Source organism: Paraburkholderia sp. J94, assembly GCF_905220285.1.
In the GTDB taxonomy this organism is placed as follows: Bacteria; Pseudomonadota; Gammaproteobacteria; order Burkholderiales; family Burkholderiaceae; genus Paraburkholderia; species Paraburkholderia tropica_A.
Map to the genome: position 1 here is coordinate 65,230 of NZ_CAJMZH010000008.1, position 23,474 is coordinate 88,703.

General features: G+C 65.0%; 24 protein-coding genes and 1 tRNA gene. 17 read left to right on the plus strand and 8 right to left on the minus strand.

Going from position 1 to position 23,474, the window contains the following annotated elements:
- Window positions 1–240 precede the first annotated feature (240 nt).
- The 4 genes from ptsN to U4Y88_RS18265 all read left to right on the plus strand — a co-directional run bounded on the left by ptsN (window position 241) and on the right by U4Y88_RS18265 (window position 3,615).
- The gene (ptsN, locus tag U4Y88_RS18250; RefSeq protein WP_027815677.1) at window positions 241–696 is read left to right on the plus strand and encodes a PTS IIA-like nitrogen regulatory protein PtsN; all 456 of its coding nucleotides are present in this window, start codon (window positions 241–243) and stop codon (window positions 694–696) included.
- A 151-nt stretch (window positions 697–847) separates the two neighbouring features.
- The gene (gene hprK / locus U4Y88_RS18255) at window positions 848–1,816 is read left to right on the plus strand and encodes an HPr(Ser) kinase/phosphatase (RefSeq protein ID WP_027795920.1); all 969 of its coding nucleotides are present in this window, start codon (window positions 848–850) and stop codon (window positions 1,814–1,816) included.
- Window positions 1,817–2,045: 229 nt separating this feature from the next.
- Window positions 2,046–2,939: an RNase adapter RapZ gene (rapZ, locus tag U4Y88_RS18260; RefSeq protein WP_224010386.1), complete on the plus strand. Its 894-nt coding sequence runs from the start codon at window positions 2,046–2,048 to the stop codon at window positions 2,937–2,939.
- 40 nt (window positions 2,940–2,979) lie between these two features.
- Window positions 2,980–3,615 carry an LON peptidase substrate-binding domain-containing protein gene (locus U4Y88_RS18265; protein WP_224010384.1) on the plus strand — a complete coding sequence of 212 codons (636 nt, stop codon included), beginning with the start codon at window positions 2,980–2,982 and terminating at the stop codon, window positions 3,613–3,615.
- Between the two features lie 30 nt (window positions 3,616–3,645).
- On the opposite strand, the gene mutY is transcribed toward U4Y88_RS18265, so the two are convergent.
- Both mutY and mutM read right to left on the minus strand, forming a co-directional pair.
- A complete protein-coding gene (gene mutY / locus U4Y88_RS18270) occupies window positions 3,646–4,779 on the minus strand; it encodes an A/G-specific adenine glycosylase (protein WP_321785555.1) in 1,134 nt (377 codons plus the stop codon).
- Window positions 4,780–4,792: 13 nt separating this feature from the next.
- Complete coding sequence (mutM, locus tag U4Y88_RS18275) at window positions 4,793–5,623, minus strand: bifunctional DNA-formamidopyrimidine glycosylase/DNA-(apurinic or apyrimidinic site) lyase (RefSeq protein ID WP_224010380.1); 831 nt, start codon at window positions 5,621–5,623, stop codon at window positions 4,793–4,795.
- 164 nt (window positions 5,624–5,787) lie between these two features.
- On the opposite strand from mutM, the gene U4Y88_RS18280 reads away from it, so the two are divergent.
- The 8 genes from U4Y88_RS18280 to hisC all read left to right on the plus strand — a co-directional run bounded on the left by U4Y88_RS18280 (window position 5,788) and on the right by hisC (window position 13,143).
- Window positions 5,788–7,647: a tetratricopeptide repeat protein gene (locus U4Y88_RS18280; protein WP_224010378.1), complete on the plus strand. Its 1,860-nt coding sequence runs from the start codon at window positions 5,788–5,790 to the stop codon at window positions 7,645–7,647.
- Complete coding sequence (lolB, locus tag U4Y88_RS18285; RefSeq protein WP_310631067.1) at window positions 7,647–8,312, plus strand: lipoprotein insertase outer membrane protein LolB; 666 nt, start codon at window positions 7,647–7,649, stop codon at window positions 8,310–8,312. The genes U4Y88_RS18280 and lolB overlap by 1 nt, the downstream gene beginning before the upstream one ends.
- A 70-nt stretch (window positions 8,313–8,382) precedes the next feature.
- On the plus strand, window positions 8,383–9,285 hold the full coding sequence (gene ispE, locus U4Y88_RS18290; protein ID WP_321785557.1) for a 4-(cytidine 5'-diphospho)-2-C-methyl-D-erythritol kinase: 903 nt from the start codon (window positions 8,383–8,385) through the stop codon (window positions 9,283–9,285).
- Window positions 9,286–9,335: 50 nt separating this feature from the next.
- A tRNA-Gln gene (locus U4Y88_RS18295) sits at window positions 9,336–9,412 on the plus strand.
- A 65-nt stretch (window positions 9,413–9,477) separates the two neighbouring features.
- Window positions 9,478–10,434: a ribose-phosphate pyrophosphokinase gene (locus U4Y88_RS18300; RefSeq protein ID WP_027815686.1), complete on the plus strand. Its 957-nt coding sequence runs from the start codon at window positions 9,478–9,480 to the stop codon at window positions 10,432–10,434.
- A gap of 169 nt (window positions 10,435–10,603) precedes the next feature.
- Window positions 10,604–11,206, plus strand: coding sequence for a 50S ribosomal protein L25/general stress protein Ctc (locus U4Y88_RS18305; RefSeq protein WP_224010488.1), 603 nt, complete (start codon window positions 10,604–10,606; stop codon window positions 11,204–11,206).
- Between the two features lie 170 nt (window positions 11,207–11,376).
- A complete protein-coding gene (gene pth / locus U4Y88_RS18310) occupies window positions 11,377–11,979 on the plus strand; it encodes an aminoacyl-tRNA hydrolase (protein WP_224010372.1) in 603 nt (200 codons plus the stop codon).
- Between the two features lie 96 nt (window positions 11,980–12,075).
- Entirely contained in the window at window positions 12,076–13,143 is a 1,068-nt protein-coding gene (hisC, locus tag U4Y88_RS18315; RefSeq protein WP_321785559.1) for a histidinol-phosphate transaminase, read from the plus strand.
- A 76-nt stretch (window positions 13,144–13,219) separates the two neighbouring features.
- On the opposite strand, the gene U4Y88_RS18320 is transcribed toward hisC, so the two are convergent.
- From U4Y88_RS18320 to rsmD, 3 genes are all read right to left on the minus strand, one after another.
- Window positions 13,220–13,477 carry a YfhL family 4Fe-4S dicluster ferredoxin gene (locus U4Y88_RS18320; protein ID WP_224010368.1) on the minus strand — a complete coding sequence of 86 codons (258 nt, stop codon included), beginning with the start codon at window positions 13,475–13,477 and terminating at the stop codon, window positions 13,220–13,222.
- A gap of 74 nt (window positions 13,478–13,551) precedes the next feature.
- A complete protein-coding gene (gene coaD / locus U4Y88_RS18325; protein ID WP_205996218.1) occupies window positions 13,552–14,055 on the minus strand; it encodes a pantetheine-phosphate adenylyltransferase in 504 nt (167 codons plus the stop codon).
- A 141-nt stretch (window positions 14,056–14,196) separates the two neighbouring features.
- Window positions 14,197–14,823, minus strand: coding sequence for a 16S rRNA (guanine(966)-N(2))-methyltransferase RsmD (gene rsmD, locus U4Y88_RS18330; protein WP_224010366.1), 627 nt, complete (start codon window positions 14,821–14,823; stop codon window positions 14,197–14,199).
- 296 nt (window positions 14,824–15,119) lie between these two features.
- On the opposite strand from rsmD, the gene ftsY reads away from it, so the two are divergent.
- Complete coding sequence (gene ftsY / locus U4Y88_RS18335) at window positions 15,120–16,283, plus strand: signal recognition particle-docking protein FtsY (protein WP_321785561.1); 1,164 nt, start codon at window positions 15,120–15,122, stop codon at window positions 16,281–16,283.
- Window positions 16,284–16,391: 108 nt separating this feature from the next.
- Here the strand turns inward: ftsY and maiA are convergent, their stop codons facing one another.
- Complete coding sequence (maiA, locus tag U4Y88_RS18340; protein ID WP_321785563.1) at window positions 16,392–17,039, minus strand: maleylacetoacetate isomerase; 648 nt, start codon at window positions 17,037–17,039, stop codon at window positions 16,392–16,394.
- Window positions 17,040–17,132: 93 nt separating this feature from the next.
- Entirely contained in the window at window positions 17,133–17,831 is a 699-nt protein-coding gene (locus U4Y88_RS18345; protein ID WP_224010360.1) for a fumarylacetoacetate hydrolase family protein, read from the minus strand.
- Window positions 17,832–18,173: 342 nt separating this feature from the next.
- Here U4Y88_RS18345 and ybiB point away from each other — a divergent pair, with 342 nt between their 5' ends.
- From ybiB to leuA, 3 genes are all read left to right on the plus strand, one after another.
- Window positions 18,174–19,136 (plus strand): DNA-binding protein YbiB, encoded by a 963-nt coding sequence (ybiB, locus tag U4Y88_RS18350; protein WP_224010359.1) that lies wholly within the window; start codon window positions 18,174–18,176, stop codon window positions 19,134–19,136.
- A gap of 367 nt (window positions 19,137–19,503) precedes the next feature.
- Entirely contained in the window at window positions 19,504–19,707 is a 204-nt protein-coding gene (locus tag U4Y88_RS18355; RefSeq protein WP_310630720.1) for a hypothetical protein, read from the plus strand.
- The gene (gene leuA, locus U4Y88_RS18360; RefSeq protein ID WP_321785564.1) at window positions 19,697–21,343 is read left to right on the plus strand and encodes a 2-isopropylmalate synthase; all 1,647 of its coding nucleotides are present in this window, start codon (window positions 19,697–19,699) and stop codon (window positions 21,341–21,343) included. Before U4Y88_RS18355 ends, leuA begins: the two co-directional genes overlap by 11 nt.
- A gap of 161 nt (window positions 21,344–21,504) precedes the next feature.
- Here the strand turns inward: leuA and U4Y88_RS18365 are convergent, their stop codons facing one another.
- Window positions 21,505–21,888, minus strand: a complete 384-nt coding sequence (locus tag U4Y88_RS18365) for a nuclear transport factor 2 family protein (RefSeq protein WP_224010353.1) — start codon at window positions 21,886–21,888, stop codon at window positions 21,505–21,507.
- Between the two features lie 656 nt (window positions 21,889–22,544).
- On the opposite strand from U4Y88_RS18365, the gene rpoH reads away from it, so the two are divergent.
- Window positions 22,545–23,474 (plus strand): RNA polymerase sigma factor RpoH, encoded by a 930-nt coding sequence (gene rpoH / locus U4Y88_RS18370; protein ID WP_405044981.1) that lies wholly within the window; start codon window positions 22,545–22,547, stop codon window positions 23,472–23,474.

Here is a 23,474-nt window from a genome sequence, read left to right on the forward strand (position 1 = left end):
GTGCCAGGCACATCCGGCACCGAACGGTGTTCCCGGGCGCAACCATGCAACAATGGTTGCGATCATGCCCGGTGCATCGCACCATCGGCCACTATGCTTGCTCTATAATGATCCAGTCACTTTCGGGGTAACACGTCCCACGGTCCCGGCATCAGGCTGTTTTTACCGATACAGCCGCGCGAGAACACCGCGCAGACTGCCGGGGTGAGGAGTATTCAGGCCACGTTTTCGCCTGCCAACATGAATCGTTTAGCCAAAATTCTTCCCATCGAGAACGTCGTCGTCGGCCTGTCCGTTACCAGCAAGAAACGCGTCTTCGAACAAGCTGGACTGATTTTCGAAAACCAGAACGGCATCGCCCGCAGCACGGTTACCGACAACCTGTTCGCGCGCGAACGCCTCGGCTCCACCGGTCTCGGTGAGGGCGTGGCCATTCCGCACGGCCGCATCAAGGGCCTGAAGCAGCCGCTCGCCGCGTTCGTACGTCTGGCCGAGCCCATCGCGTTCGAAGCGCCCGACGGCCAGCCCGTTTCGCTCCTCATCTTCCTGCTCGTGCCCGAACAGGCCACGCAGCAGCACCTTGAAATCCTCTCTGAGATCGCCCAACTGTTGTCGGATCGCGAAACGCGCGAGCGGTTGCACACGGAAGAAGATCGCGAGACGTTGCATCGCCTGCTCACCCAGTGGCAACCTTGAAGCAAACCTGATGCGGCATGGCGCGTCGCGCGCCGCCTGTACGGGCGGCGGCGAGTGCCACGGCGCGAATCTCGTGCAGGCAGCGAGCGAACAGTTTAGAGCGCGCGGTTAGAGCGACCAGTTAAGCGAGTCATCGCGGAGTCAGCGACTCATGGACACTTCCAGCATCAACGCCCAAAGCATCTTCGACGACAACGCCACCACGCTGAAACTCAGCTGGCTGACGGGGCACGAAGGCTGGGAACGCGGCTTTTCGGCCGAGACGGTGGCCACGGCCACGGCGAGCGCCGACCTCGTCGGCCACCTGAACCTGATCCACCCGAACCGCATCCAGGTGCTCGGCGACGCCGAAATCCACTATTACCAGCGACAGACCGACGAAGACCGCTCGCGCCACATGGCCGAGCTGATCGCACTCGAACCGCCGTTCCTCGTGGTCGCCGACGGCATGACCGCGCCGCCCGAACTGGTGCTGCGCTGCACGCGCTCCTCCACGCCGCTGTTCACCACGCCGATGTCGGCGGCCACCGTCATCGACAGCCTGCGTCTCTACATGTCGCGCATCCTCGCGCCGCGCGCGACGCTGCATGGCGTGTTTCTCGACATTCTCGGCATGGGCGTGCTGCTCACCGGCGACTCGGGTCTCGGCAAGAGCGAACTCGGTCTGGAACTGATCAGCCGCGGCCATGGCCTCGTCGCCGACGACGCAGTCGACTTCGTGCGCCTCGGCCCCGATTTCGTCGAAGGCCGCTGCCCGCCGCTGCTGCAAAATCTGCTCGAAGTGCGCGGCCTCGGCCTGCTCGACATCAAGACGATCTTCGGTGAAACGGCCGTGCGCCGGAAGATGAAGCTCAAGCTCATCGTCCAGCTCGTGCGCCGCCCCGACGGCGAATTCCAGCGCCTGCCGCTGGAAAGCCAGACCGTCGACGTGCTCGGCCTGCCAATCAGCAAGGTCACGATTCAGGTGGCTGCGGGCCGCAACCTCGCCGTGCTGGTGGAAGCCGCCGTGCGCAACACGATCCTGCAACTGCGCGGCATCGACACGCTGCGCGACTTCATGGACCGCCAGCGCCTCGCCATGCAGGACCCGGACAGCCAGTTTCCCGGCAAGCTGATCTAAACCGCGCCAAGCCACGCTAAACCGCACCACCCCGCTCCGGCGCCGCCACCACGCGGCGCCGCACCGAAGCGCTGCGCGGCACGCTGCCGCAACGCGGCGCGATATCGCGGCAAAACCCCGCTAAAACGCCTGTCACGCGCCACCAGCAAGGCCGCGCGCGACCCGAAGCGTCACAACGGCCGCGCGGATCGAATGCTATGATGACCCAATCGGGTCCATCTCCATTCCCATGCGTATCATCCTGATCACCGGCATCTCGGGTTCCGGCAAGTCGGTGGCGCTCAATGCGCTCGAAGACGTCGGTTACTTCTGCGTGGACAATCTGCCTCCGCGCTTTCTGCCGCAACTCGCGCAATATCTTTCCGAAGACGGCTACGAGCGTCTCGCGGTGGCGATCGACGCGCGCTCGAGTTCATCGTTCGACGACATGCCGGAGATGATCCGCGACCTCGCGCGCCGCCACGACGTGCGCGTGCTGTTTCTCAACGCCAGCACGCAGTCGCTCATCCAGCGCTTTTCCGAGACGCGCCGCCGCCATCCGCTGTCGGGTTCGGTCGCGCACGACGCCAACGTCGGCATGCTCAAGTCGCTCGAAGAGGCCATCGAGCACGAGCGCGAACTCGTCGCGAATCTCGCGGAATTCGGCCATCAGGTCGACACCAGCAATCTCAGCGCGAATTCGCTGCGCCAGTGGGTGAAGGTGTTCGTCGAGGGCGAGCGCGGCTCGCTGATGCTCACCTTCGAATCGTTCGGTTTCAAGCGCGGCGTGCCGCTCGACGCGGACTTCGTGTTCGACGTGCGCACGCTGCCGAACCCGCATTACGACGCGCGCCTGCGGCCGCTCACCGGGCTCGACCAGCCCGTGATCGACTTTCTGAAGGCGCAACCGGCCGTCCACGAAATGATCGCCGACATCGGCGCGTTCGTCGAAAAATGGCTGCCGCATTTCCGTAACGACAACCGCAGTTATCTGACCGTCGCAATCGGCTGCACGGGCGGCCAGCATCGTTCGGTCTTCATTGCCCAGACGCTCGCCACGCGCTTCGCGGGCGAGTCGAACGTGATCGTGCGTCATCGCGATGCGCCTCTCGACGTCGGAGAATCGTCCCGTCTGATCGCCTAACCGGCCGCATCGCGCGGCCTTTTACCGAAAGCGTTGCGCCATGCCCTCCACTCCTGCCGTGCTCGCCGATTTGCCGCTCTTTCCGCTGCATACGGTGCTGTTCCCCGGCGGCCTGCTGCCGCTGAAGATCTTCGAAGCGCGTTATCTGGACATGGCGCGCGAATGTCTGCGCGAGGAAACGCCGTTCGGCGTGTGCCTGCTGAAAAGCGGCGGCGAGGTCGCGCAACCCGACGAAACCGCCGTGCCCGAAGCCGTGGGCTGTCTCGCCCGCATCGAGCAATGCGACGTGGAAACCTTCGGCATGCTGCTGATCCGCGCGCACGGCACGCAGCGCTTTCGCCTGCTGTCGCATCGCGCGCAGCACGACGGCCTGCTCGTGGGCATGGCCGAGTTGCTACCCGAAGACATTCCGCTCGAAGGCTCCGATCATCTCGCGCGTTTCGGCGCCTGCGCGGAGGTGCTCGAACGCATCATCGCGACGATCCGCGAACGCGATCCGTCGAGCGTGCCGTTCGCCGAGCCGTTCCGTTTCGACGATCCATCCTGGGTCTCCAACCGTCTCGCCGAAGTGCTGCCGATTGCGCTGCGCGCGCGTCAGAAGCTCATGGAACTGAACGACGCGAGCGCGCGCATCGACGTCGTGCATCACTACATGCAGCAGCATCAGCTGCTTTGATGCGGCTGCGTTAACGCTGCCTGTAAAGCCTCAGATCAACGAACCACGCAGCCCGTCGAGCAGTTTGCGCACCGGCGCGGGCACGCCGTAGGCGTCGATCTCGCGCAGCGCGACCCACGCGGTTTCCCCGTCCTGCGCGACGAGCGCGCCGCCCTTGCGCGCATCGAGTTCGACCACGCGCGGCTCGATGTCGAGCTTGAAATGCGTGAACGTATGCTGGAGCGACGCGAGCGCCGACGCCTTCGCACCATTCGCGCCATAACCCTCGGCGCGCGCGGCCAGCGCGGTTTCGTCGGCGGCTTCGGGCAGGCTCCACAGCCCGCCCCAGATGCCCGAAGGCGGACGCTTTTCGAGCATCACCGCGTCGCCGTCGAGCAGGATCAGCATCCACGTCTGACGCGTGGGCACCGCCTTCTTCGGCCGCGAAGCAGGCAACTGGCGCTGCCGATTCGTCGTCTTCGCCACGCAGTCGGCCGCGAACGGGCAGCGCTCGCAGTCGGGCTTGCCGCGCGTGCAAAGCGTCGCGCCCAGATCCATCAGACCTTGCGTGTAGGCGCTCACATCGGCGTCGGTGGCATCGGCGCCCGGCACGAGCGATTCGGCGAGCGTCCACATCGCGTTTTCCACGCGCTTCTCGCCCGGAAAGCCTTCCACGCCGAACACACGCGCGAGCACGCGCTTCACGTTGCCGTCGAGGATCGTCGCGCGCGCGCCGAACGCGAACGAGGCGATCGCCGCCGCCGTCGAGCGGCCAATGCCGGGCAGTTCCGCGAGCCCTTCGACCGTCGACGGAAACTTTCCGCCATGGGTTTCGGCGACCACCTGCGCGCAGCGATGCAGATTGCGCGCACGCGTGTAGTAACCGAGCCCGGCCCAGAGCGCCATCACGTCGTCGGAGGGCGCGGCGGCGAGCGCCTCGACCGTCGGAAAACGATCGAGAAAGCGCGCGTAGTACGGAATCACGGTGGAAACCTGCGTCTGCTGCAGCATGATTTCCGAGAGCCAGATGCGGTACGGATCGCGCGTGTTCTGCCACGGCAGGTCGTGGCGGCCGTGTTCGCGCTGCCACGCGATCAGGCGCGGCGCGAAGCTCGCGAGCAGTTCGGCGGGATAAGTGGCTTGCAGCGCGCCGGGCGCGGGCTTTGCGGAGGTCTTGAGATACATGAACGGAAACGGATCAGCGCTGACAGCGCGGACAGAAATAGGTCGACCGCTGGCCTTGCACGATCTGCTTGATCGGCGTGCCGCACACGCGGCAGGGCTGGCCCGCGCGGTCGTAAACGAAGTATTCGAGCTGGAAATAGCCGCTCTCGCCATTGCTGCCGACGAAATCGCGCAAGGTGCTGCCGCCTTTCTCGATGGCCGAAGCGAGCACGGCGCGCACGGCGTCGGCGAGCAGTTCGTAGCGCGCGAGCGAAACGCGGCCTGCGGCCGTGGTCGGACGGATACCCGCGCGAAAGAGACTTTCCGACGCGTAGATATTGCCCACGCCCACGACGATGTCGCCCGCGAGCAGCGCCTGTTTCACCGACACCTTGCGCCCGCGCGTCTCGCGAAACAGCAATGCGCCGTCGAAGGCGGGCGTGAACGGCTCGATGCCGAGACCCGCGAGCAGCGGATGGCCGAGCACGTCGCCGTCCTCGCGCGGATGCCAGAGCACGGCGCCGAAGCGGCGCGGATCGCGAAAGCGCAACGTGAAGTCGTCGAACAGCCAGTCGACGTGATCGTGCTTCTCGGCGGCCGGCGGCTTCGGAAGATTACGTAACACGCGCAAGGTGCCGGTCATGCCAAGATGCACGATGAACCAGCCTTCATCGACCTCGAACAGCAGATATTTGCCGCGCCGCCCCACCGAGCGGATCGTGCGCCCGCGCAGCGTGCGCGCGAGCGAGGCCGGCACGGGCCAGCGCAGCGAGCCGTTGCGCACGTCGACGCGCTCCACGCGGCGGCCCGCAACCCACGGCTCGATGCCCCGGCGGGTCACTTCGACTTCTGGCAGCTCAGGCATGTTTAATCAGTTTGTGAGGTTGTACTGACACAATATCGGACAGCGCGACGGAAGACCCGGGGAAGGCACGGCGACCGCGCGGGGCTGGTCTGCAACTTGCGTCATCGTCGTGCGCGTATTGTAGCCAGCGCGTTACAATCGACCGAAACATTCGACGGAATTCCATGGAACTGTCTTTCGTAAAGCTGTTTGCGAAGCGCCTGCCCCACGCGGCGCCGCGTCTGCGCAAAACGTTCGAACTCCGCGCGTTCGGCCCCCGGAAACTGCTCGGCGCAGCCGTGCTCGCCGCCTGGGCGCTGAGCACGTCGAGTGCGTATGCGCAGGATCCGTCCCCCGACACGGACGACACGTCCGTCACCATGCCGGACGCGTTCGGCCCTGCGACGGCCGACGAAAAGAAGGATCTGCCCGCGATTCCGCTCACGAGCCAGATCACCTTCCAGGTGCTCGCCGCTGAAATCGCGCTCCAGCGCGACCAGCCCGCGCCCGCGTATCAGACGTATCTTGCGCTCGCGCGCGATACGCACGATCCGCGCATGGCGCAGCGCGCGACCGAAATCGCGCTCGCCGCGCAAAGCCCGACCGACGCGCTCACCGCCGTGCAGCTCTGGCAGCAGTACGCGCCCGACTCGGAGCGTGCCGCGCAGCTCGACGCCTCGCTGCTCGTGCTCGCCGGCAAGCCCGCCGACGCGCAGCCGCTGCTCGCGCGCGAACTCGCCCGCGTGCCGGCCGAGAGCCGCGGCCCGGCCATTCTTTCGCTGCAATTGCTGCTCTCGCGCGGCCCGAACCGCTCGGGCGGCCTCGACGTGCTCAAGGCGCTCCTCGTCAACGACATGGACCGCCCCGAGGCGCTGCTCGCCATCGGCCGTCAGCAGCTGCTCGCCGACGATGTACCGGGCGCGCGCAAGTCGTTCGAGCAGGCGCTCGCGAAAAAGGGCGACTACCTGCCCGCCGCGCTGATGCTCGCCCAAATGGGCCCGGAGGAGCGCAACGAAGGCATTGCGGCCATCGAGCAGTACGTCAAGCAGAATCCGAAGGCGCGCGAAGGCCATCTGGCGCTCGCGCAGACCTACCTCGCCGCCAATCGTCTCGACGACGCGCAGAAGCAGTTTGAAATCCTGCACAAGAGCAACGCGAACGACCTGATGCCGCTGATGGCGCTCGCGCTCATCAACGTTCAGCAGAAAAAGTTCGACGAAGCGAAGAAGTATCTGATCCAGTACGCGCAGGTGGCCGACAAGACGCCGGGCGCCGATCCGGGTCAGGCCTACATCTATCTCGCGCAGCTGTCGGTCGAGCAGAAGGACGACGCGGGCGCCGACGCCTGGCTGAACAAGATCAGCCAGAGCAGCCAGCAGTACGTGCCGGCGCAGATCATGCGCGCGCAGCTGCTCGACAAGCAGGGCAAGGTCGACGACGCGCGCCGCCAGCTCGCGGCCATCCAGAGCGACGATCCGCGCGACCAGGCGCTGATCGCGCGCACCGATGCCTCGATCCTGTTCGACGCGAAGCGCTATCCGGAAGCCGAAGCGCGCCTCGCAAAGGCCACCGCCGACTTCCCGGAAGATCCCGATCTCACCTACGACTACGCCATGGCCGCCGAAAAGAACGGCCACTACGAAGTCATGGAAGCGCAACTGCGCAAGCTGATCAAGACGCAGCCCGACAATCCGCAGGCCTACAACGCGCTCGGCTATTCGCTCGCCGACCGCAACCAGCGCCTGCAGGAAGCCGACCGGCTGGTCGAGAAGGCTTCGGCGCTCGCCCCCGACGACGCGTTCATCATGGACAGCGTGGGCTGGGTGAAATTCCGCATGGGCGACAACGCCGACGCCATCAAGCTGCTGCGCAAGGCTTACAGCATGCAGCCGAACGCCGAAATCGGCGCGCATCTGGGCGAAGTGCTGTGGAAGAACGGCGACCAGGACGGCGCACGCGAGGCCTGGCGCGAAGCCCGCAAGCTCGAACCCGACAACGACACGCTCCTGAAGACGCTCCAGCGCCTCCAGGTCAACGATCTCTGATGGCCGATTCCCGACTCACGCTCCGTTCGCGCGTGGTGCAAGCAACCCTGCGTCCGGCTTTGCGCCCGGCTTTGCGTCTTGCACCGGGCGCGGCGCTTGCCGCGCTGCTCGCCCTCGCGGGCTGTGCGACGCAAGCGCCGCACGAGCCGTCCACGGCGCGCGCCACGACGTCGCTCTCCACGCAGGCGAGCCGCGCCTGGCATGGCCGCTTCGCCGTGCAGTACAACGACCAGAACGGGCAGCAACGCAACGCATACGGCAATTTCGACTGGCGTCAGACCGACACCACCGTGACCTTGCAGCTGCTCAATCCGCTCGGATCGACGCTCGCGATCGTCACGTCGTCGCCGTCGCAGGCCACGCTCGAACTGCCGAACAAGCCGCCGCTCACCGCCGACAACGTCAGCACGCTGATGCAGCAGGCGCTCGGCTTCGCGCTGCCGGTCGAAGGGCTGCGCTACTGGCTGCAGCCGTCGGTCGCGCCGAGCTCGCGCGCGCGCACGACCGCCGACCCGCAGAACCCGCAACGTCTTTCGCAGATCGAGCAGGACGGCTGGACCATCGACTATCTCGCTTACGCGGATGCACCCGCAACCGGCGTCAAGCGCGTGAATCTCACGCGCGAAGATCCGCCGCTCCAGATCAAGCTCGTGCTCGACCAGTAAGCGCTTTCAGCACGACGGAACCGGCGCGCGGCCCTCGTCGCCCGCCGGTCCAGGCAAGCCTCAACGCACCATGACCGAAACTCAAGACTCGCTGCGCGACTGCCTCGCGCCCGCGAAACTCAATCTCTTCCTGCACATCACGGGCCGCCGCCCGAATGGCTATCACGATCTGCAGACCGTGTTCCAGTTGCTCGACTGGGGCGACACGCTGCATTTCACGCGCCGCCAGGACGGCCGCATCACGCGCACCGTCGAAGTCGAGGGCGTGCCCGCCGACACCGATCTGACCGTGCGGGCGGCGAAGCTGCTCAAGGAACATACGGGCACGCAGGAAGGCGTCGAGATCGATATCGAAAAGCGTCTGCCGATGGGCGCCGGCCTCGGCGGCGGCAGTTCCGACGCGGCCACCACGCTGCTCGCGCTGAACCGTCTCTGGAAGCTCAATCTGCCGCGCCTCGAATTGCAGGAACTCGCGCTGAAACTGGGCGCCGACGTGCCCTTCTTCGTGTTCGGCAAAAATGCGTTTGCGGAGGGTGTTGGAGAGGCGCTGGAATGTGTACAATTGCCCCCGCGTCATTTTTTGGTCGTGACGCCGCAGGTTCATGTTCCTACCGCTGAAATTTTTTCAGAAAAGTCGTTGACAAGGGACACAGAGACCTGCACAATAGCAGTCTTTCTTGCACAGCAAGCAACGCAGAACGGATGGCCAGACAGTTTCGGCCGGAACGATATGCAAGCAGTTGTCGCAGGAAAATACGCGGAAGTAGCGCAGGTTTTGAAGTGGTTTGAGAGCATCTCGAATAGCACTACACCAGCGCGGATGACCGGATCGGGTGCAAGCGTTTTCGCAGCATTCGCCAGTCGGTCCGAAGCAGAAGCGGCGCAAGCCAAACTGCAATCGGAACAACCGGCCTGGAGAAGCGCGGTAGCCTCGAGTCTGGACACGCATCCACTCTTCGCTTTCGCGTCATAGTTTTGCGTGGCTGATCGCTCTACCGGTCAGTCAGGCTTGAAGTTGAGTGTAGGGGAGTCGCCAAGTTGGTCAAGGCACCGGATTTTGATTCCGGCATGCGAGGGTTCGAGTCCTTCCTCCCCTGCCAAAAATTCTAAAGCAGTTCGCCCAAGTAGTTCCTCTCGCCCCCCCAAAGTCCGCAGCAGGTGCATGATGAGCAGCCATGACGGCCTGATGGTTTTTACTGGCAACGCAAATCCCGCGCTTGCACAGGAAGTCGTCAAGATCCTCGGTATTCCCCTCGGTAAGGCTATGGTTAGCCGCTTCTCCGACGGCGAAATCCAGGTCGAAATCCAGGAAAACGTGCGTGGCAAGGACGTCTTCGTCCTTCAATCGACCTGCGCACCGACCAACGACAACCTGATGGAACTGATGATCATGGTCGATGCGCTCAAGCGCGCATCCGCAGGCCGGATCACCGCAGCCATCCCCTACTTCGGTTATGCCCGTCAAGACCGCCGCCCCCGTTCGGCGCGCGTCGCCATCTCGGCGAAGGTCGTGGCGAACATGCTGGAAATCGCGGGCGTCGAGCGGATCATCACGATGGATCTGCACGCTGACCAGATTCAGGGCTTCTTCGATATTCCCGTCGACAACATCTACGCTACGCCCGTGCTGCTCGGCGATCTGCGCAAGCAGAACTACGAGAACCTGCTGGTCGTTTCGCCGGACGTCGGCGGCGTGGTGCGCGCCCGTGCGCTCGCCAAGCAACTCGGCTGCGATCTCGCGATCATCGACAAGCGTCGTCCGAAGGCGAACGTCGCCGAAGTGATGAACATCATCGGTGAAGTCGAAGGCCGCACCTGCGTGATCATGGACGACATGGTCGACACCGCCGGCACGCTCTGCAAGGCAGCGCAAGTGCTGAAGGAACGCGGCGCGAAGCAGGTCTTCGCTTACGCCACGCACCCGGTTCTGTCGGGTGGCGCGGGCGAGCGCATCGCCGCTTCGGCTCTGGACGAACTGGTCGTCACCGACACGATTCCGCTGGGCGCAGAAGCCCGCGCGTGCTCGAAGATCCGCGCGCTCACCAGCGCCGGCCTGCTCGCGGAGACGTTCTCGCGTATCCGCCGCGGCGACTCGGTGATGTCGCTGTTCGCAGAAAGCTAAAAAGAATTGACGCGCAAAGCGCGGTGTTCGCAAGAATGCCGCGCTTTTGCACGTAATCGGCGCGAACGGACGAAGGTTCGTGCTGCATCGCTGGGGGCCAAAAGACAGCCGTGCTGTCGACAAGGCCCCGTTTTACTGCCTGGTCGCGGGCAGTGCATTGGAGAATCATATGAAAGTCATCGCTTTCGAGCGTAACCTGCAAGGTACGGGTGCGAGCCGCCGCCTGCGCATTGCTGGCAAGACCCCGGGCATCGTTTATGGTGTCGGTTCGGAACCCCAGCTGATCGAAGTCGATCACAACGCGCTGTGGCACGCCCTGAAGAAGGAATCCTTCCACTCGTCGATCCTCGAGCTCGAAGTGGCAGGCAAGTCGCAGCAAGTCCTGCTGCGCGACGTGCAATACCACCCGTTCCGTCAGCTCGTGCTGCACGTGGACTTCCAGCGCGTGGACCCGAACAAGAAGATCCACACGAAGGTGCCCCTGCACTTCATGAACCAGGAAACGAACCCGGCCGTCAAGCTGGGTGGCGCGATCATCTCGCACGTTCTGGCTGAAGTCGAAGTGGTTTGCCTGCCGGGCCAACTGCCGGAATTCCTCGAAGTCGACCTGGCGAAGATCGAAGCCGGTCAATCGCTGCACGCCAAGGACATCACGCTGCCCGCAGGCGTGACGCTGGTTCCGCACGTTGAAGCGGAAAACCCGGTCGTCGCGTCGGCACCGGTGCCGGCTGGCGCACAAGCCGCTGCTGAAGGCGAAGCAGCAGCTGAGTAAGCTGCAGCAACAAGCCGATCCTCTCGAGCCGTCTCAATAGAGACGGTCGACGTGACCCGCCGCGGTTCGCCCCGGCGGGTTTTTTTTCGTACTTTTTCGTACACTTGCGGATCACGCTCCGGCCGCCAGGCCGTCGAGCATTCAGCGATCTTGCAGGCGGAAATACCAACATGATCAGGTTGATCGTCGGGCTCGGCAATCCGGGCGCCGAATACACGGCGACGCGCCACAACGCGGGCTTCTGGCTCGTGGACCAGCTCGCGCGCGAAGCCGGCGCGACGCTGCGCGACGAGCGCCGCTTCCACGGCCACTACGCGAAGGCGCGCCTCTACGGCGAGGAAGTGCATCTGCTCGAACCGCAGACCTATATGAACCGTTCGGGCCAGTCGGTCGTCGCGGTCGCGAACTTCTTCAAGATCCTGCCCGACGAAATCCTCGTCGCGCACGACGAACTCGATCTGTCGCCCGGCACCGTCAAGCTCAAGCTCGGCGGCGGCAGCGGCGGCCACAACGGCCTGAAGGACATTTCCGCGCATCTGTCGACGCAGCAGTACTGGCGTCTGCGCATCGGCATCGGCCATCCGCGCGACCTGATTCCCGAAGGCGCGCGCGCGGGCGCCAAGCCCGACGTGGCGAACTTCGTGCTCAAGCCGCCGCGCCGCGAGGAGCAGGACGTGATCGACGCGTCGATCGAGCGCTCGCTCGCGATCATGCCCACCTTCGTGAAGGGCGAAACCGAGCGCGCCGTCATGCTGCTGCATCGCAACGGCTGAATTTGCATCGCTGTGTGCATCGATGTGCGCGCCGCGCGTCATGTGCGGCCGCGCAGGTCGTGCACAGGTCATATCGAATGAGTGAAGGAGAGCGTCTTGAGTCGTTTCTGGAGTGACATCGTCCACCGTCTCGTGCCCTACGTGCCCGGCGAGCAGCCGGCGCTCGCGCATCCGGTGAAGCTCAACACCAACGAGAACCCCTACCCGCCCTCGCCGCGCGTGCAGGAGGCGATCCGCGCCGAACTGGGCGAGCACGCCGAGTCGCTGCGCCGCTATCCCGATCCGGTCGCCAAGGGTCTGCGCGCCACCGTGGCAGCGCATCACGGCCTGCGCGCCGATCAGGTGTTCGTGGGCAACGGCTCCGACGAAGTGCTCGCGCACGCGTTCCTCGCGCTGCTCAAGCACGACAAGCCGATTCTCTTTCCCGATATCAGCTACAGCTTTTATCCGACCTACGCGCGGCTCTACGAGATCGAAACCCGCACGGTGCCGCTCGACGAGCAATTCCAGATTCGCGTCGACGACTATCTGCAGCCGAACGGCGGCGTGATCTTCCCGAATCCGAACGCGCCGACCGGCCACGCCCTGCCGCTCGCCGAAATCGAGCGTCTGGTCGCGGGCAACCCGGAGACGGTCGTGATCGTCGACGAAGCCTATGTGGATTTCGGCGCGGAATCGGCGATCGCGCTGATCGACCGCTATCCGAATCTGCTCGTCGTGCATACGACCTCGAAGTCGCGTTCGCTCGCGGGCATGCGCGTGGGCTTCGCGTTCGGCCACGCCGATCTGATCGACGCGCTCAACCGCGTGAAGGACAGCTTCAATTCGTATCCGCTCGACCGTCTGGCGCAGGCCGCGGCGACGGCCGCTTATGACGATGTCGCGTACTTCCGCTCGACCTGCGAGCGCGTGATCGCGAGCCGCACGCGCCTGAGCGCGGCGCTCGAGTCGTTGGGCTTCGAGGTGGTGCCGTCGGCGGCGAACTTCGTGTTCGCGAAGCATCCGGCGCACGACGCCGCCGGAATTGCGGCCAAACTGCGCGAAAAAGAGATCTTCGTGCGCCATTTCAAGCTGCCGCGCATCGACCAGCATCTGCGCATCTCGGTCGGCACCGACGCCGAATGCGACACGCTCATCGAGGCGCTGAAGTCGATCGTGGCCTGATGCCCGTCGCCCGAGCATAAAAAAACGCGCCCTCGGGCGCGTTTTTCATTTGCAGCGTGGATATCGCAGGCGAACTTCAGGCGTTCTTCGCCGCCGTCAGCGTCTCGTACTTCTGCATCAATTGATCCTGCGTTTCGAGGTGCTCGGGATTCTTCGGGATGCACTCCACCGGACACACCTGGATGCACTGCGGCTCGTCGAAATGGCCGACGCACTCCGTGCACTTGTTCGGGTCGATCACGTAGATTTCCGGGCCCATCGAAATGGCGTCGTTCGGGCACTCGGGCTCGCAGACGTCGCAATTGATGCACTCGTCGGTAATCATCAGGGCCATACTTCTCTCGCGTTTCCCTTCAAAAACAAGACATTATAGCGCCGCGGCCCCGCGCCTGCCGACCCTTGCGAGCCTTAGGCCTTCGCGGGTGCGCCACCCAGCGACGCCACCTTGTCCTGCAGGCGTTTTTCGACCGACGGGAACACGAACTTGCTGACATCGCCGCCCAACTGGGCGATTTCGCGCACGATCGTGCCCGAAATGAACTGGTACTGATCCGAGGGCGTCATGAACATCGTCTCGACGTCGGGCAGCAGGTAGCGGTTCATGCCCGCCATCTGAAACTCGTACTCGAAGTCGGAGACCGCGCGCAGGCCGCGCACGATCACGCGCGCGTTGTTGCTGCGCACGAAATCCTTGAGCAGCCCCTTGAAGCTCATGACCTGGACGTTGGGATAGTGGCCGAGCACCTCGTGCGCAATCTCGAGCCGCTCGTCGAGCGTGAAGAACGGCTTCTTGTTGCGGCTGTCGGCAACACCGACCACCAGCGTGTCGAAAATGCTCGACGCGCGACGCACGAGATCTTCGTGACCACGCGTCAGCGGATCGAACGTACCGGGGTACACGGCGACTACCATGAGGCTTCTCCTCTCAACAGAAATGGGGCGCAAACTGTCGTTAACAATGCGTTCACAACTACGGCCTGAACAGCGTGCGCGCGGGCTTGCGCGGCGCAACAGCCGCCCGCCCGTTTTTTATCGAATCTTATCGAACGCGCATTATTCCTCATTTTCGCGTTGCAGCAAATGATAGCGGACCGCGCCCGCCTTGCCCTCGCGTGCGACGCTCCAGCCCGCCAGCGCGGGCTGCGCGGCCGGATCGACGGCCTCGCCCGACTCGACGTAGAGCCAGCCGTCGGGCGCGACGAGCGGCGCGGCGAGTTCGAGCGAGCGCGCGAGCAGCGCGGCATCGCCGAACGGCGGATCGAGGAACACCACGTCGAACGAGCCCGGCGGCAGATTCGCGGCGAGACGCAGCGCGTCGGCTTCGGCGATTTCGATCATGCGGGCGCCGAGGCGCGCCTGGTTCGCACGCAGCTGCGCGGCGGCGCGCGCGCTGCGCTCCACCATCACGACGCGCGCTGCGCCGCGCGACGCGGCTTCGAAGCCGAGCGCGCCACTGCCCGCGAACAGGTCGAGGCAGCGCTGGCCGTCCAGACGCTGGCCGAGCCAGTTGAACAGCGTTTCGCGCACGCGGTCGGGCGTGGGGCGCAGGCCGTCGAGATCGAGCACGGGCAGCGGCGTGCGCTTCCAGTCGCCGCCGATGATGCGGATCGTGTGCGTGCCGCCGCGCGCGGGCGGCGCGGAACGTGCGCCTTGTGGGCGCGGAGAGGATGAACGGGCCATGCGTGTGTGCTGAGTGAATCGGTGTTGAATCGTCGCAGCCGGATCGCCGATGCGCAATCGGGCGCGAAGCGAAGCGGCGTCGGGCATGCGGGCCGGGCCACGGCGCGCGGCGCGATGCCTGTCCGGCCAATCCGCGAACGTTACCACAGCGCTGCGCGCGCGCCGGACGGCTGCCGCAAGGACGCGCACCAGGCCGCCTGATAAAATGTCGTGTTTTCCACGCGTTGCATGCTGAAACGACGTCGATGACCGTCCCTCGGTCAGACCGGCAGCGCGATCCCACCACGCCACAGATCATGTTCAGTTTCTTCAAACGACTCCGCGGCGACAAGAACGCGGAGAACGAGCAGGCCGAAGCCGCGCCGGCTCCCGAAGCCGATGCCGCGCAAGACGATGCGCAAGACGCCGTGCAAAACGCCGTTCGGGAGAACACGCCCGCCGCGCCTGTCACGCCCGCTCCTGCTCCCGTCAAGCCTGTCACGCCCGTCGCGGCCGAACCGGCCGCCGACACCTACGAAGCCGTCGAAATCGTCCCGCCGCCCGCGCCCGACGCCATGGCGAAGAAGTCGTGGCTGACGCGCCTGAAGTCGGGGCTCTCGAAAACGGGTTCGAACATCCAGAGCATCTTCGTCAACGCGAAGATCGACGACGATCTCTACGAGGAACTCGAAACCGCGCTCCTGATGTCGGACGCGGGCGTCGACGCCACCGAATATCTGCTCGAAACGCTGCGCCAGAAGGTGCGCGCCGAGCGTCTGACCGACGCGCAACAGGTGAAGACCGCGCTGCGCCAGTTGCTGATCGACCTGCTCAAGCCGCTCGAACAGTCGCTGATGCTGGGCCGCGCGCAGCCGCTCGTCATGATGATCGCGGGCGTGAACGGCGCGGGCAAGACCACGAGCATCGGCAAGCTCGCCAAGCATCTGCAGAGCTTCGACCAGAGCGTGCTGCTGGCCGCCGGCGACACGTTCCGCGCCGCCGCGCGCGAGCAGCTGACGATCTGGGGCGAACGCAACAACGTGACGGTCGTGCAGCAGGAAAGCGGCGACCCGGCTGCGGTGATTTTCGACGCCGTGAACGCGGCGCGCGCGCGTGGCATCAACGTGGTGATGGCCGATACGGCCGGCCGCCTGCCCACGCAGCTGCACCTGATGGACGAGTTGAAGAAGGTCAAGCGCGTGATCGGCAAGGCTTTCGACGGCGCGCCGCACGAAGTGCTGCTCGTGATCGACGCGAACACGGGTCAGAACGCGCTCACGCAGGTGAAGGCCTTCGACGACGCGCTCGGCCTGACCGGCCTGATCGTCACCAAGCTCGACGGCACCGCGAAGGGCGGCATTCTCGCCGCGATCGCGCGTCAGCGTCCGATTCCGGTGTACTTCATCGGCGTGGGCGAAAAGGTCGAGGATCTTCAGCCGTTCGTGGCCGAGGAATTCGCGGACGCGCTGCTGGGCAACTGATCCGCGCGGCGCGCTTCGATATCGCGCAAAAGAAAAGGGCATCACTCTCGCGAGCGATGCCCTTTTTCACGTCATGTCGCGCTCAACTCCGCGCCATTTGCCGCGATCTTACTCCGAATCGGGCTGCGCTCCCGGCGCCGCGCGCGCGAACGCGTCGAGTTGCACGGCGTAGTCGTGAATGCGCTGGATGGTCGGATAACGCGTCGTGTCGACCTTGAAGCGATGCGCGTTATAGATCTGCGGCACGAGGAACAGGTCGGCGAAGGTCGGCGTATCGCCAAAACAGAGCTTGCCCGTGCGCGGGTCGGCGGCCAGCCGCGCTTCGAGCGTCTCGAAACCCGCCTCGACCCAGTGGCGATACCACGCGTCTTTCGCCGCGTCGTCCACGCCCAGCGTGTGCTTGAGGTACTTGAGCACGCGCAGGTTGTTCAGCGGATGGATCTCGCAGGCGATCTGCAGCGCGAGCGAACGCACGTGCGCGCGGTCGGCGGGCGACTGCGGCAGCAGCGGCGGCTCGGGATGCGTCTCTTCGAGGTACTCGATGATCGCGAGCGATTGCTGGATCGCGTGCTGCTCGTCGTCGACGAAGGCCGGCACGATGGCGTCCGGGTTCACCTTGCGGTACTCGGGCTTCAACTGCTCGCCGCCGTCGCGCACCAGATGCACCGGCACGTACTCATACGACAGATTCTTGAGATTCAGCGCAATACGCACGCGATAGGACGCCGAACTGCGGAAATAGCTGTAAAGCTTCATGCTCTCCTCTCATGCTCCTTGTTGTGGTCGCGCGGTGTCGAGCCGCCGCAGCGCGCCGGGTGCCCGGAGCGCTGCGTCAAACTGGCGGATCGATCAGACCACGCGCACGGCGATCTCGCCGAGGCCGTCCACACCGCCCTTCATCAGGTCGCCCTTCACCACCGCGCCGACGCCTTCCGGCGTGCCCGTGAAGATCAGGTCGCCCGCTTTGAGTTCGAACAGCGTCGAAAGATACGCGATCGTATCGGCAATCGGCCAGATCATCTGCGAAATATCCGAGCGCTGTTTTTCCTCGCCGTTCACCGACAGCCAGATCGCGCCCTTGCCCAGTTGGCCGACCTGCGCCACCGGATGAATCGGGCCGATCGGCGCCGAGTGGTCGAAGCCCTTGGCCGTGTCCCACGGACGGCCGAGCTTCTTCGCTTCGGCTTGCAGATCGCGGCGCGTCATGTCGAGACCGAGCGCGTAGCCATAGACGTGGTCGAGCGCGCTTTCCACCGGAATGTTCTTGCCCGCCTTGCCGATGGCCGCCACGAGTTCCATCTCGAAGTGAACGTTGTTCGACTGGGCCGGATACGGGAAGTCGGCGGCCGCGCCGGGCGGCACGAAGAGGACGGCATCGGCGGGCTTCGCGAAGAAGAACGGCGGTTCGCGGTTCGGATCGTGGCCCATCTCGCGCGCGTGCGCTTCGTAGTTGCGGCCCACGCAGTAGATGCGGCGCACCGGGAAATGCGCGCTGCTGCCCGCGACCGGCACATAGGCTTGCGGCGCCGGTTCAAATACGTAACTCATCTGTTTCTCCGTCTTCGTTCTTCGTGATGGTCGTTCAACGCCGCGCGACACCGCGATCCGCTCGCGCCTCGCCTGCGTAAAACGCGAGTGTAACGCGCTGCGGCGCGCGACGCGGCCAGCCGCTACGGCGCGTGTTCGCAGCGATATTTCAGGGCGTTTCGAAGCTTTCGATGCTTGCGGCCCGGCCGCCGACCGAACGGCTGCGGCCCTTTCACGCCCGGCGGCGTCGGACCGCGCCGCCCGGCTCGTGCGATACTTCCTTCATCCCCGACGACATCAGCCGAACGGCACGCGCAGCCCACGCCGCGCGGCGCGATACCGGCACTCTCGACAGCACGCCCCATGAACGCCCCCGATTCCACCGAGACCTTTTCCTGCGCCCGCTTCATCAAGGAGATCGGCCGCGGGCCGCACGGCGCACGCTCGCTATCATCCGAAGACACGCACGCGCTCTACGCCGCGATGCTCGACGGCCGCGTGCCCGAACTCGAACTCGGCGCGGTGTTGCTCGCCTACCGTCTCAAGGGCGAAACGGCCGACGAACTGGCCGCGATGCTCTCGGCCGCGCACGCGTCGTTCGCGCCCATCGCCGTGCCCGCGGGCGACTACCGCGCGGTCTCGATTCCGAGCTACAACGGCGCGCGCAAACAGCCGAATCTCGTGCCGCTGCTCGCGCTGCTGCTCGCGCGCGACGGCGTGCCGGTGCTCGTGCATGGCGTCCAGACCGATCCGGGCCGTGTCACCAGCGCCGAAATCTTCGCCGCGCTGAATCTGCCCAACGCACGCGATCACGCCGACATCGAGGCGCAACTCGCCGACAAACGTGTCGCATTCGCGTCGATCGAAACGCTTGCGCCGCAACTCGCCCGACTGCTCTCGCTGCGTCGACGCATGGGTGTGCGCAACTCCACGCACACGCTCGTCAAGCTGCTGCAGCCCTTCGCGCAACCGGGCCTGCGGCTCGTGAACTACACGCACCCGCCGTATCGCGAGAGCCTGAGCGCGCTGTTCGCCGCGCATCCCGAAGCGGCCGTGGGCGGTGCGCTGCTCGCGCGCGGCACCGAAGGCGAAGCGGTCGCCGACACGCGCCGCCAGGTGCAGGTGGACTGGCTCCACGACGGCCTCTGCGAAACGCTGATCGAGCCTGAACGCTCGTCGCCGGATGCGCCCGAAGTGGATCTGCCCGAAGGCCGCGACGCGCCGACGACCGCCGCGTGGATCGCCGACGTGCTGCGCGGCGACGCGCCGGTGCCCGACGCCATCGCGCGCCAGGTGGAGACGATCAAGCGCATCGCGAAGCGTTGAAAAATGCCGCCGAAGCGCGGTGGCGCGGGCGTTCCCGACGATCCGCGCATCGCCATCTGAGCGCTTCGTCGCGCATCTTCGCGCAACTTTTCTCGCCGCATCTGCACATTCCCTGTTGACAGGCGCATTCGTCCTGACTTAAATTGTACGAATGCGTTCCTACCCGAACTCCCTCCGAATTACCCTCGGCCGCCTAGCGGCCCTATCGCTACGTCTAGCGTAAGCCAGGCGTAGCGCTGCGCGACCGCTCCCCAGAGCCGGTCGGCAGTCCTCCCAGCAGTTCTCGCAGTACCCCCAACTCGCAGTATCTCTACAACTTGTCGTCTGCATTCGTCCGTCTACCGACGGGACGAGTCGCGAGGTCAAAATGCACGTTGCATGGGCATCGTTCACGTTCGCTTTCGCCGCGCCGGTTACCGCCGTCAGTGTGGCCGTCTTCTTTGCGTCCGCGGTTGCCGCCCGGATGCCGGAAGTCTCTCGCATCGTGCCTCGTCGCCAGCCCGCCAGCCGCTCGCTGCCGACCGCCATCGCATACGACACCATGAAGAACGAGGCCCATCATGTTGCGTAATCCCGCCGAAAAATACCGCCCTTTCCCCGCCATCCGTTTGAACGGCCGCAAGTGGCCGACGCGCACGATCGAACGCGCGCCGATCTGGATGAGCACCGACCTGCGCGACGGCAACCAGTCGCTCATCGAGCCGATGAGCATCGAGCAGAAGACCGAATTCTTCGAGATGCTCGTGCAGATCGGTTTCAAGGAAATCGAAGTCGGCTTTCCGTCCGCTTCGCAGACCGACTTCGATTTCGTGCGCAAGCTCATCGACGAAAAGCGCATTCCCGACGACGTGACGATCGAAGTGCTCGTGCAGTCGCGTGAAGACCTGATCGCCCGCACGTTCGAGGCGCTCGAAGGCGCATCGCGCGCGATCGTGCATCTTTACAACGCGATCTGCCCGTCTTTCCGCAAGATCGTGTTCGGTCAGTCGAAGGAAGAAGTGAAGGCGCTCGCCGTGAACGGCACGCGCATGATCCGCGAGCACGCCGACGCCCACCCGCAGACGCACTGGACCTACCAGTACTCGCCGGAAACCTTCAGCATGGCCGAGCTCACGTTCGCCCGCGAAGTGTGCGACGCGGTCGCGCAGACGTGGCGCCCGACGCGCGATCACAAGATGATCGTGAATCTCCCGGCGACCGTCGAAGCCGCGATGCCCAACGTCTACGCCGACCAGATCGAGTGGATGGACCGCAACCTCGCGTATCGCGACAGCATCGTGCTCTCGGTGCACCCGCATAACGATCGCGGCACCGCCGTCGCCGCCGCCGAAATGGCCGTGCTCGCGGGCGCCGACCGCGTCGAAGGCTGCCTCTTCGGCAACGGCGAACGCACGGGCAACGTCGATCTCGTCACGCTCGCGATGAATCTCTACACCCAGGGCATCGATCCGGGCCTCGACTTCTCGGACATCGACGCCGTGCGCCGCGTGGTCGAGCGCTGCAACCAGTTGCCCGTGCATCCGCGCCATCCGTACGCGGGCGACCTCGTGTTCACCGCGTTCTCGGGCTCGCATCAGGACGCGATCCGCAAGGGCTTCGCGCAGCAGCAGCCCGACGCGATCTGGGAAGTGCCCTATTTGCCGATCGATCCGGCCGATCTCGGGCGCAGCTACGACGCGGTGATCCGCGTGAACAGCCAGTCGGGCAAGGGCGGCGCGACGTATCTGCTCGAACGCGGCATGGGCTTCACGCCGCCGCGCCGCGTGCAGATCGAATTCAGCCACGCCGTGCAGCAGGTCACGGACGCGTCGGGCGCGGAAATGACCGGCGAGGCCATCTGCTCGTTGTTCGCACGCGAGTACTTCGAGACGACGGGTCCGGCGACGCAGGCCGGCGCGGGCCGCGCGCGCTTCGAAGGCCGCGACGTGGCGATTGCCTCGTCGGCACAGATCGACGAAGCCCATGCGCAAGCTGTCGCGGCAGCGTTCGCCGAAGTTGCCGATGAAAGCGTGGAGATCACGTCGTTTGAAACCGCGCGCACCGCGCAAGGCGAAACGGCGGTGTTCGTCGGCGCCCGTGTGGGCGGTCAGGCGCTGCGCCATGGCGTAGGCGTGGCCGGCGACGCGGCCCAGGCCGTGACCGCAGCCGTGATCAGCGCGATCAACCGCGCGGCATGGCAGGCAGTCGACGAACTCGTAGCGGCCTGATCGCGCCACGAACGCGACAAGAAGCGATCAAAAGTTGGAAAGTTAGCAGCAAAAAGCAGCAAACCTGGAGGCGGCGCCGTTGAGCGCCGGCGGCAAAACGGGCCGCTGGCGTGCGCCCGAAACGCCCTAGACGGCGGATCGGCGAGTGGACTTACCGGATCTCACTCGATCGCGCAACGCGTCGCCTGCCACGCGAGCAGACGCCAGTGGCCATCCTCCTGCGTCTGGATCGCCGTGTAGGCAATCGGAAACAACAGCGCGCCGTTGTTCGCTTCCATCTCGATCAGCACGCGCCCCGACACCACGCAGGTCTCGTTGCCCACGGGCAGCACGTCCTGCGACTGGATCTCGATCTGACGGTAGCGCCGGCGCCCCGCCGTGATCGCGTCGATGAACTGCTGCTTGGTCTCGCGTTTGCCGTTCGTGTGAACGAAGAAGACGTTCTCGGACAGCAGTTGATCCAGCGACGTGCCGTCGCCATCCACCATCGCGCGAAACCGCTCGCGCTCCAGTCCGCGAATCGCTTCGATTACTTTTGCCACCATTGCCCGAGCCCCTTGCGCACGACCCCGCGCCGCTCGCGCCGGTTCGCACAGAAGATGTACGCATGCATTTCGCTGAAATTTATACCAGGTTTGGGCGCATGGATACTTGCGATCAAAAGGATCGCCCCGATATGGCTGTCAGAAAGGCCGTTCGCGCTACGCGATCCCGCCTGACGTCTGCACGCACAGTTATGTGACGCGCCGCACGCTCAAGCACGGCGAGCCCTGCGCCGCGATGTCGCATCGCAGCACTTTCGGCGTATTCTGATGTCTATTAGATGTGTTCCGTGAGCAGAATTCGGGCGCGACCGCCAGCGCGGCGCAGTCCCTGAGAGACCCGGTTTTCCAGTCCTGTCAGCGCTTATCCAGTCCCTATTTCCTTGCCGCGACCGCTGCGCGCGGCGCCATCGTTCTAGAGTTTTCCTTCGGTTTGCGGGTGTGCGCAAGCCGCATCGGGCTGGAAAGCCCGTCCTGTCTGCCTCCCGGCTTCTTGTCGAAATCTATCGAAACAACTATTTCGATAGAGAACACGGAACCATGAAGCCCCTACCGACTCCAAGTATTAGCACTCGCTGATTCAGAGTGCTAACATCCAACGTGGAGTCGCAGTCTGACTTTTGCAAGATTCCTGAGGAGTTCGCTACGTGAGCAACGCAATGGCAATGACCCTTTCGGGTACGCTGAACACCAAGCCGGCCAAGGCCGCGGGTTCAGGTGCCCTGGCGCTCGCGAACGCTTCCCTGCTGCCCGGCCAACTGGGCAACATCGACGCCTACATCCAGGCCGTGAACCGGGTCCCGATGTTGACGCCGCAAGAGGAGCGCCAATTCGCGACTGAATTTCGCGAGCAAAACAATCTGGAGTCCGCGCGCCGCATGGTGCTGTCGCACCTGCGCCTCGTGGTCTCGATCGCCCGTAATTACCTCGGCTATGGTCTGCCGCATGCCGACCTGATCCAGGAAGGCAACATCGGTCTGATGAAGGCCGTGAAGCGCTTTGACCCCGAGCAAAACGTACGTCTCGTGTCGTACGCGATGCACTGGATCAAGGCCGAAATCCACGAATACATCCTGCGCAACTGGCGCATGGTGAAGGTCGCCACCACCAAGGCGCAGCGCAAGCTGTTCTTCAACCTGCGCAGCCACAAGCAGGGCCTGCAGTCGTTCACGCCGGAGGAAATCGACGGCCTGGCGCAGGAACTGAATGTGAAGCGCGAGGAAGTCGTGGAGATGGAAACGCGTTTGTCGGGTGCCGACATCGCGCTGGAAAGCCAGACCGACGACGGCGAGGAATCGTTCGCGCCGATCGCCTGGCTCGCCGACTCGCATAGCGAGCCGACCGCCGTGATGGCCGCGCGCGACCGCGACCGTCTGCAGTCGGACGGCATCGCCAGCGCGCTGGAAGCGCTCGACCCGCGCAGCCGCCGCATCATCGAGGCGCGCTGGCTGAATGTCGCCGACGACGGTTCGGGCGGTTCGACGCTGCACGAACTGGCCGACGAATTCGGCGTCTCGGCCGAGCGTATCCGCCAGATCGAGGCAAGCGCGATGAAGAAGATGCGCACGGCACTGGCCGCCTACGCCTAA